At 41.0% G+C, this 1,304-nt stretch carries 4 protein-coding genes; all 4 read right to left on the bottom strand.

Translation table 11 applies throughout. The features are described from left to right. A partial coding sequence (locus Q0256_RS01615; RefSeq protein ID WP_297959505.1) for a hypothetical protein occupies positions 1 to 203 on the bottom strand: 203 nt, incomplete at its 3' end. Next, positions 197 to 415: a hypothetical protein gene (locus tag Q0256_RS01610; protein WP_297959504.1), complete on the bottom strand. Its 219-nt coding sequence runs from the start codon at positions 413 to 415 to the stop codon at positions 197 to 199. The genes Q0256_RS01615 and Q0256_RS01610, both read right to left, overlap by 7 nt. 11 nt (positions 416 to 426) lie before the next feature. Next, positions 427 to 879 (bottom strand): hypothetical protein, encoded by a 453-nt coding sequence (locus tag Q0256_RS01605; protein WP_297959502.1) that lies wholly within the window; start codon positions 877 to 879, stop codon positions 427 to 429. 71 nt (positions 880 to 950) lie between these two features. Beyond that, positions 951 to 1,097 carry a hypothetical protein gene (locus tag Q0256_RS01600; protein WP_297959500.1) on the bottom strand — a complete coding sequence of 49 codons (147 nt, stop codon included), beginning with the start codon at positions 1,095 to 1,097 and terminating at the stop codon, positions 951 to 953. Positions 1,098 to 1,304: the final 207 nt, after the last annotated feature.

Here is a 1,304-nt window from a genome sequence, read left to right as displayed (position 1 = left end):
GTCGCCCTCGGTGCAAAATAAATCCCGATATTTTTCAGATACTTTTCCATATCGCGGGTGACTGGGTAGCCTACCGATTCGACCGGAACATAATAGGCTTCGCCGCCCATAAAAGCAACGTCACGCTCGGCAGGATTAAAAACACAGCCCGAAAATAGCACGGCCGCGCAGATTAGCATCAAATTTTCATAAATTTTTACCATTTCGGCTTTTTCGTGCCTTTTTTACCGGTGTATGGGTTGCTTCTGCCCTTGCTTGACCAGTTGTCGCGCTGCGTGCGGTTTTTATTTGAGCGGTAGTGAGGCTTTACGTATTTGCCCTTTTTTGTGACGTATCCGCCTACCCTCTGCGCGCTAAAAGACATCGACGGCACGAGCAAAAAAGCCGCTAAAATTAAAGCAAGTAGTTTTTTCATTTTATGATCCTTTATTGAAATTGTTTCAGATCTGCTAAATCAAAGCGGGTTAGCCGCCTTTCTAGAGGATAAAGAAAATATCTAACGGCAAGAATATCCCCGTCTCGAAGTTGTTTTTGCTGCGATTTGGAAAGACGAATTGTGGCTACTTGAAAAGATGCCGCTAGGATAGCTGTGTTGGTAAACATAGTATTTTTATCAACTCTCATTTCTAGCTTCTGAGTTGGAACGCCACCATTGCTATCCTCCATCCAAAACTGCTCTGGCTCCTTTAACACAATCCCGATTATGCCCCCATAACTTACCTTCCCGTTTTTGCTTTCAAGATACAAGGACACACCCTTTTCTTTACATACAAAATAAAGGGTTGTTTTATCGGTCATCTCATCGGTAACGTAAAATTTTTCACAAAACGCAGATAGAGATGAGGACAATACCAGAATAAACAATAAAACTCTTTTCATTGGTTATCGCCTTCCTCTAATGAATTAAAACACAAATTTAAATAAATTGCCCCCTATTAGAGGGCAAAAGCCTATTTCTTTTTCTTTGGCGTAGGCTTTGTTTGAGAAAGTGCGCTTCCTGCGACGGATTTGCTTTTCTTGCTATATCTATCGTCCTTTAAAATTTCGGATGCCTCTGACGCAACCTTTTTGGACGTTTGCTTCTTGTTTGTCGCCATTTCAACCTCCTTTCATTGAGATAATCAAGACTTTTCTCGATTGCCGAATTATACTACTAAAAATATTATCAATAATAATAAAATTTAAGCATCGTTTAATATTACTTTTGATAATATTCCCTCATCAAAACCAAGGTGACCCACACCTAGCCCGCGTAGAGCTAAAGCTACGGGAAGCGTCCGTATGGATACGACAATCCATACCCG

Source organism: uncultured Campylobacter sp., assembly GCF_937949835.1.
Taxonomy (GTDB): Bacteria; Campylobacterota; Campylobacteria; order Campylobacterales; family Campylobacteraceae; genus Campylobacter_B.
Note: the sequence above shows the minus strand (reverse complement) of the source record. Positions and strands in the feature narration are given on the sequence as shown.

Excerpts from the sequence above, each read along its gene's own strand:
- Q0256_RS01610 (WP_297959504.1), bottom strand. The coding sequence starts at position 415 with ATGAAAAAACTACTTGCTTTAATTTTAGCGGCTTTTTTGCTCGTGCCG.
- Q0256_RS01605 (WP_297959502.1), bottom strand. The coding sequence starts at position 879 with ATGAAAAGAGTTTTATTGTTTATTCTGGTATTGTCCTCATCTCTATCT.
- Q0256_RS01600 (WP_297959500.1), bottom strand. The coding sequence starts at position 1,097 with ATGGCGACAAACAAGAAGCAAACGTCCAAAAAGGTTGCGTCAGAGGCA.